Source organism: Lelliottia sp. (assembly GCF_045627565.1).
Classification (GTDB): Bacteria; Pseudomonadota; Gammaproteobacteria; order Enterobacterales; family Enterobacteriaceae; genus Enterobacter.
The window spans coordinates 167,827-175,327 of the sequence record NZ_JAZQNX010000023.1 but is presented as its reverse complement, the minus strand read 5'-3'; the positions used below and the strand labels follow the sequence as shown (position 1 = coordinate 175,327).

7 protein-coding genes are annotated in these 7,501 nt (G+C 50.8%); all 7 read left to right on the top strand.

Annotated features, from left to right (window positions below; all coding sequences use genetic code 11):
- The coding region (locus tag ACKI5T_RS13070) for a carbohydrate ABC transporter permease (RefSeq protein ID WP_407437971.1) at positions 1-761 on the top strand (761 nt) is incomplete at its 5' end.
- The gene (locus ACKI5T_RS13065) at positions 748-1,590 is read left to right on the top strand and encodes a carbohydrate ABC transporter permease (RefSeq protein WP_407437969.1); all 843 of its coding nucleotides are present in this window, start codon (positions 748-750) and stop codon (positions 1,588-1,590) included. The genes ACKI5T_RS13070 and ACKI5T_RS13065, both read left to right, overlap by 14 nt.
- Before the next feature lie 29 nt (positions 1,591-1,619).
- Positions 1,620-2,672 carry a zinc-binding alcohol dehydrogenase gene (locus tag ACKI5T_RS13060; protein WP_407437967.1) on the top strand — a complete coding sequence of 351 codons (1,053 nt, stop codon included), beginning with the start codon at positions 1,620-1,622 and terminating at the stop codon, positions 2,670-2,672.
- Between the two features lie 17 nt (positions 2,673-2,689).
- Positions 2,690-3,478 carry a sugar phosphate isomerase/epimerase family protein gene (locus ACKI5T_RS13055; RefSeq protein ID WP_407437966.1) on the top strand — a complete coding sequence of 263 codons (789 nt, stop codon included), beginning with the start codon at positions 2,690-2,692 and terminating at the stop codon, positions 3,476-3,478.
- A gap of 11 nt (positions 3,479-3,489) precedes the next feature.
- Positions 3,490-4,548, top strand: a complete 1,059-nt coding sequence (locus ACKI5T_RS13050; RefSeq protein WP_407437964.1) for a Gfo/Idh/MocA family protein — start codon at positions 3,490-3,492, stop codon at positions 4,546-4,548.
- The gene (locus tag ACKI5T_RS13045) at positions 4,542-6,815 is read left to right on the top strand and encodes a glycoside hydrolase family 65 protein (RefSeq protein WP_407437962.1); all 2,274 of its coding nucleotides are present in this window, start codon (positions 4,542-4,544) and stop codon (positions 6,813-6,815) included. Before ACKI5T_RS13050 ends, ACKI5T_RS13045 begins: the two co-directional genes overlap by 7 nt.
- Complete coding sequence (gene pgmB / locus ACKI5T_RS13040; protein ID WP_407437961.1) at positions 6,812-7,492, top strand: beta-phosphoglucomutase; 681 nt, start codon at positions 6,812-6,814, stop codon at positions 7,490-7,492. The genes ACKI5T_RS13045 and pgmB overlap by 4 nt, the downstream gene beginning before the upstream one ends.
- Positions 7,493-7,501: the final 9 nt, after the last annotated feature.

Here is a 7,501-nt window from a genome sequence, read left to right as displayed (position 1 = left end):
TTTTACGATTACCGCTTAACCCGCGTGTCAACGCAACGTTTGTGGGGTTCAGTAACTATATTCGCATCTTGAGCGATCCCGCGTTCTGGCATTCATTGTGGATGACTTTCTGGTATACGGCGTGGGTGGTAACAGGGAGTACGGGACTGGGACTTACCGTTGCGATTTTCTTTAACCGTGAGTTTCGGCTGCGTAAAACAGCGCGTTCGTTGATGATCCTTTCATACGTAACGCCGTCGATATCGCTCGTTTTTGCGTGGAAATACATGTTCAACAATGGCTACGGCATCGTGAATTATCTCGGCGTTGACATGTTGCATCTGTACGACCATGCCCCGTTGTGGTTTGACAATTCGGGCAGCAGTTTTGTGTTGGTGGTGCTGTTCGCGATATGGCGCTATTTCCCGTACGCATTTATCTCTTTCCTGGCGATTTTACAGACCATCGACAAGTCCCTTTATGAAGCGGCAGAAATGGATGGTGCGAGCGCATGGCAGCGATTTCGGATAGTGACGCTGCCCGCCATTATGCCCGTACTGGCAACAGTGATAACGCTACGAACCATCTGGATGTTCTACATGTTTGCAGATGTCTATCTCCTGACAACCCGCGTCGATATTTTGGGTGTTTATCTCTACAAAACGGCTTTTGCTTTCAACGACCTTGGAAAAGCCGCTGCTATTTCGGTGGTGCTATTTGTGATTATTTTCGCCGTCATTCTGTTGACCAGAAAAAGGGTAAATCTCCATGGCAACAAATAAACGCGTATTAAACCGTATCGGATTTTATGCCGGGCTGGTGCTCTTTCTGGTCGTGACGTTATTCCCGTTTTTCGTCATGTTGATGACGTCGTTCAAGAGTGCGAAAGAGGCTATCTCGTTACACCCGACGATTCTGCCGCAGGCATGGACGCTGCAACATTACGTCGACATTTTTAATCCTATGATTTTCCCGTTTGTGGATTATTTCAGAAACAGTTTAGTGGTTTCGTTGAGTTCATCCGCGATCGCCGTTTTTTTGGGAACGCTGGGTGCCTATGCACTCTCAAAACTTCGCTTCAAAGGGCGTATGACCATTAATGCCAGTTTTTATACCGTGTACATGTTCTCGGGTATCTTGCTGGTGGTACCGCTGTTCAAAATCATTACCGCCCTCGGTATTTACGACACGGAAATGGCGCTGGTTATGACAATGGTCACGCAAACCTTACCCACTGCGGTTTTCATGCTCAAAAGCTACTTCGACACCATTCCAGACGAGATCGAAGAAGCTGCCATGATGGACGGTTTAAACCGTTTACAAATCATCTTCCGTATTACGGTTCCACTCGCCATCTCCGGGCTGGTATCGGTGTTTGTGTATTGTTTCATGGTGGCGTGGAACGACTATCTCTTTGCATCAATTTTCCTCTCAAGTGCCAGCAACTTTACGTTGCCGGTAGGGCTTAACACGCTCTTCAGCACCCCAGACTATATCTGGGGACGGATGATGGCAGCATCGCTGGTGACGGCATTGCCGGTTGTCATCATGTATGCGCTTTCCGAACGTTTCATTAAAAGTGGTTTGACCGCCGGTGGCGTAAAGGGCTAAGGACGGTCATTTTTAACAAGGAGTCAGTGATGAAAAAGTTAGTCGCAACAGCGCCCCGCGTGGCAATGCTCATGCCCTATGAGGATCGCGCAGTCGCAGCGAATGAAGTCAAAATTAGAGCTCGTTTCGGTGCGCCAAAACATGGCACGGAAGTGGTCGATTTTCGCGCTGCAAGCCCGTTTATCGATGAGGAGTTCAATACCGAATGGCAAATGTTTGCGCCTCGCGCTGAGGGTTCCGCTCGCGGAATAGAGTTTGGCAAATTCCAGTTGGGCAACATGATCGTCGGTGAAATCATTGAGTGCGGTGACGAGGTTACTGAGTATCAACGTGGTGATTCAGTCTGCTGCTATGGCCCGTTGCAGGAGACGGTGATTGTCAACGCCGTTAACAATTACAAATTGCGCAAAATGCCAGAGGGCGCCTCGTGGAAAAATGCGGTCTGCTACGACCCGGCACAATTCGCGATGAGCGGCGTGCGCGATGCCAATGTGCGCGTCGGTGATTTTGTCGTGGTGGTGGGATTAGGGGCGATAGGCCAAATAGCGATCCAACTGGCAAAAAAAGCCGGGGCGTCGATTGTGATTGGTGTCGATCCTATCGAACACCGCAGCTTCATTGCCCGTCGTCATGGTGCTGACTTCTGCATAAATCCAATAGGCAGAGACGTGGGGCAGGAGATTAAACAGCTGACTGGCAAGCAGGGCGCTGATGTCATTATCGAAACCAGCGGTTTCGCCGATGCGCTGCAATCGGCGTTACGCGGACTCGCCTATGGTGGAACAATCTCTTACGTCGCCTTCGCTAAACCCTTCTCTGAAGGTTTCAACCTGGGGCGTGAAGCCCATTTCAACAACGCGAAGATCGTTTTTTCTCGCGCCTGTAGTGAGCCAAATCCTGACTATCCGCGCTGGAGCCGCAAGCGCATTGAAGAAACATGTTGGGAATTGCTGATGAACGGCTATCTCAACTGCGAAGATTTTATCGATCCGGTGGTCAGTTTTGAGACCAGTGCAGAAAGCTACATGAAGTATGTTGATCAACACCCCGAGCTGAGCATCAAAATGGGCGTCACTTTTTAAGCTATGGAGAGCTGAAAATGAAAATTGCAACGCAAAACCAGGCATTTTTTCCAACAACGATTCTTGAAAAATTCAAATACATCAAAGCAATGGGTTTTGATGGTTATGAAATTGATGGCAAGTTGCTGGTGGAGAATCTGGCTGAAGTCAAAGCCGCAATAAAAGCAACTGGCCTGCCGGTAACAACGGCATGTGGCGGTTACGAAGGGTGGATCGGTGATTTCATAGAAGAACGTCGCCTGAATGGCTTACAGCAAATCGAACGGATTCTGCAAGCGCTGAGTGAAGTGGGAGGTAAGGGGATTGTTGTCCCAGCGGCCTGGGGTATGTTTACGTTTCGACTACCTCCAATGACTTCTCCACGCAGTCTTGAAGGCGATCGTAAAGCAGTGAGCGCTTCACTGCGTTGGCTGGATGCGGTAGCGGCCCGGACTGGAACAACCGTTTACCTTGAGCCGCTGAACCGCTACCAGGATCATATGATCAATACCCTGGCTGATGCGCGCCGTTACATCGAAGAGAATGATCTCAGACATGTCAAAATCATCGGTGATTTCTATCATATGAATATCGAAGAAGATTCATTGACTGAAGCGCTACATACCCACAGGGATCTGCTTGGTCATGTGCACATTGCCGACAATCATCGTTATCAGCCAGGCAGTGGAGCCCTCGATTTCGCAACGTTATTCACCCAGTTACGGGCGGATAATTATCAGGGCTTTGTGGTTTATGAGTGTCGCGTTCGCGCCGGAAACCCGGCGCAGGCGTATCAAGATTCATTGAACTATTTACGCGATTGCTAAGGATGGCGAGCGTGATGAGTGCTTTAACACCTTCGCCGCTGCGCGTCGCCATTATCGGTGCCGGGCAAGTTGCCGATAAAGTGCATGCCTCGTATTACGCCACGCGAAACGATCTGCAAATGGTGGCTGTCCTGGACAGCCACCTGGATCACGCGAAGGCGTTTGCTAATCGGCATGGAATAAAAAAGGCATATCAAGATCTACAAACCCTGTTGCGTGAGGCGACGCCAGACATCGTTAGCGTTTGCTCGCCGAACCGCTTTCACTTTGAGCACGTCATGGCAGCCCTGGAGGCAGGCTGTCATGTGATGTGCGAAAAACCCCCCGCCGTGAATCCCAAACAGGCTGATGAAATGCGTCTGGCTGCTCGAAAAGCGGGAAAAGTGCTGGCGTATGATTTTCATCATCGTTTCGCACAGGATACGCAATTACTGCGTAATGCGGTGCAGAGCGGCACATTCGGTGAGATTTATGTCACCAATGCCCTGGCATTGAGACGTTGCGGTGTCCCCGGCTGGGGTGTTTTCACGAACAAAGCCTTACAGGGGGGGGGGCCGCTGATTGATATCGGTATTCACATGCTGGATGCCGCGATGTATGTCCTGGGATTTCCGAAAGTGAAATACGTCACGGCACACAGCTTTCAACGGCTGGGAACAACGAAGAGCAGCGGTCAGTTTGGGGAATGGGATCCCAAAACCTATACCGTAGAAGATGCACTTTTCGGCACGATTGAGTTCTGCAACGGCGGGATACTGCGCCTCGAGACCTCGTTTGCGCTCAATATTCGTGAGCAATCGATCATGAATGTCTCCTTCTGCGGTGATAAAGCAGGGGCGACACTGTTCCCGGCACATATTTATAACGATGTTGGCGGAGAACTGCACACTCTTCTCCAACGCGATGAAGCTGATGAGCAGCGGCATATTCGCAGCATGGATGCGTTTGTTCGTCATGTTCAGGGGGAACCCGTCATGATCGCCGATGCGGAGCAGGGACTGGTTATTCAACAGCTGGTCGCGGCGCTGTATGAGTCATCGGAAAAACGGGAGAGGGTGGCGTTATGCTAAACCTTTCCGTTCTCAACGAATCAACATTTGACCCAGAAAGGCTCAACAAATACGCCTCAATTATGTGCTGTGGCAACGGCTATCTCGGTGTACGTGCCACCCACGAAGAGCATTACACGCAGCAAACGCGAGGTATGTATCTGGCGGGGTTGTATCATCGTGCGGGGCGCAATGAGACAAATGAACTGGTGAATTTGCCCGATGTTTTAGGTCTCGAACTGTATCTCGATGGCGAGAATTTTACGCTGGTAAGTGGGGAAGTTTTGCGATGGGAGCGGGAGCTGGCATTTGCTAGTGGTGAACTCCGTCGCAGCGTAGTCTGGCGCTCATCAAAAGGGAAAAGATATCGGATTAGCAGCCGCCGCTTTGTCTCGATGGATCAGCTGTCACTTATTGCGTTGCAATTTTCCGTCACCCCGCTTGATGGCTCAGCGCAGATGCGTCTATCGACGGGGATTGACGCGACGCAAACGAATAGTGGCAGACAGCATCTGGATGAGGTCTCAGTTCGGGTGTTCGATCAGCAATATATTCAGGGCGTGTATGAAACTCAGGATCGCGCAGCGGAAGTGGTCATCTCGGCACGCTGTCAGTTGGATACAGAAAGTGAAAGCTGGTTTACAGCGAAAAACCGGCGGTTAAATTGCCATCACTCTTTTGAGGTCGAAGAGGGGCAAAAGGTTACATTTGAGAAAATAGTTTGGGTCACGCACCGAAGCGATAAAACACTCTCGCAGGCGTCATTTGCGCGAAACAATCTGCGCGATCTGACGGCACATGCGGCCAAAGGATATGACGCATTATTGGAAATGACGGCCTGTGCCTGGGAAAATCTCTGGCAAGCCAGTCGCGTCACGGTGTGCTCTAAACATCCAGAGGACCAGCTCGCACTGGATTACGCGGTGTGGCACCTGAATACCATGATGCCAGCACAGGATGAACGGTGCAGCATCGGGGCTAAGGGCCTGACTGGAGAAGGATACAAAGGGCATATTTTCTGGGATACCGAGATATTCCTGATGCCGTTCTATCTGTTTACTTCTCCACAAAACGCGCGTCATTTACTGCGATACCGCTGGCTAAATCTATCCGGAGCGCGTGAAAAAGCACGCTGTAATGGATTGTCCGGTGCACTGTTCCCCTGGGAAAGTGCCAGCAACGGGCAGGAAGAGACGCCTGAGTTTGCGGCTATCAACATCAGAACCGGTGTCAGGCAGAAAGTGGCCTCTGCTCTGGCGGAACACCATATCGTGGCGGATATCGCCTGGGCGGTAGTGGCTTACTGGCAAGCCACTCACGACAGCGCTTTCATGCGCAACGAAGGACTCACGCTTCTTATCGAAACCGCGACCTTCTGGATTGCTCGCGCGATCGACATTAACGGTCGTCTGGAAATTCATGATGTTATCGGGCCCGATGAATATACCGAACACGTGAATAACAATGCCTATACCAATTATATGGCATGGCATAACGTCGCACATGCGCTGCAGCTAATGCGTCATTTTGAACGCAAAGATGAACGATTCGAGCAGGCGGCACAGAACTTCCTGGAAAGATTGTGGCTGCCTGCGTCAAATCAAGCCGGTGTCATTCCGCAGGACGATACGTTCATGAGCAAGCCTGCAATTAATCTGAGTCGCTATAAACACACAGCAGGCAAGCAAACCATTTTGCTCGACTACTCGCGCACGGAAGTCAATGAGATGCAAATCCTTAAACAGGCAGATGTTGTCATGCTCACCTATTTGCTGCCTGAGAAGTTTACGCACTCACAATGTTTGGCGAATCTGGCTTATTACGAGCCCCTGACTATTCACGATTCTTCACTGAGTCAGTCGGTCCATGGCATTGTGGCTGCCCGCAGCGGGGAAGTCGCCAGCGCTTATCAGTTCTGGCGAGAGGGCGCGGCCATTGATTTAGGCGGTGATGCGCATAGCTCTGATGACGGCATACATGCTGCGGCAACAGGCGCTATCTGGTCAGGCGTTATTCAGGGATTCGCTGGGGTAACGATCGTTGATGGTGAATTGCATCTTTCACCGCGTTTGCCAGGCCAATGGCAACGGCTGCAATTCCCCCTTAAATGGCGGACTGCCCATCTGAATATCATTGTTGAAAATCAAACTCTGATGGTTAACACAACCGAACCCGTCACGCTGACGGTGTGGGGCAAAACGTTGACGATTTTAGATAGCCATACGTTCACAGTGGATGACTTTTATTTAGCCGCTCATGGGACCGCTACCACTCGCGGGGAGGCATGATGCTCAAGGCCATCATTTTTGATTTGGATGGGGTCATAACCGATACGGCTCACCTGCACTTCCTTGCATGGCGGGAAGTGGCGGCAAGAATAGGTATCACGATTGATGAAAGCTTTAACGCTGGACTAAAGGGAATCAGCCGTATGGATTCGCTAAAGCGAATTTTGCGTCATGGCGGGCTGGAAAATACCTTTAGCCACGAGGAGTGCTATCGACTGGCGTTGGCCAAAAATGAGCTCTATGTGCAGTCTCTACGCGGGCTAAACAGCGGTTCTCTTTTACCGGGAATTGCACGAATTCTTGCCGATATACGGGCCGCCAATGTGCGCATTGGGCTGGCCTCCGTATCGCTCAATGCCCCGGCGATTCTTGCATCGCTTGGCATTACTCATGCTTTTGATTTTTGCGCGGATGCTTCACTCATCCAGCACTCGAAACCCCATCCAGAGATCTTTCTCTCAGCTTGTCGGGGTTTAGATATCAGTCCGGCACAGGCAATGGGTATTGAAGACGCACAGGCGGGCATTGAGGCCATCAATGCCGCTGGAATGCTCTCTGTCGGCATCGGAGATGATCTCACCGATGCCGGTTTAAAACTCTCTTCAACGGATGAATTGACCTGGCAGCGTTTGTCCGATTTCTGGGACGCGAAACGTGGCCCACATGTGTGCTTATAAGGGGACCAA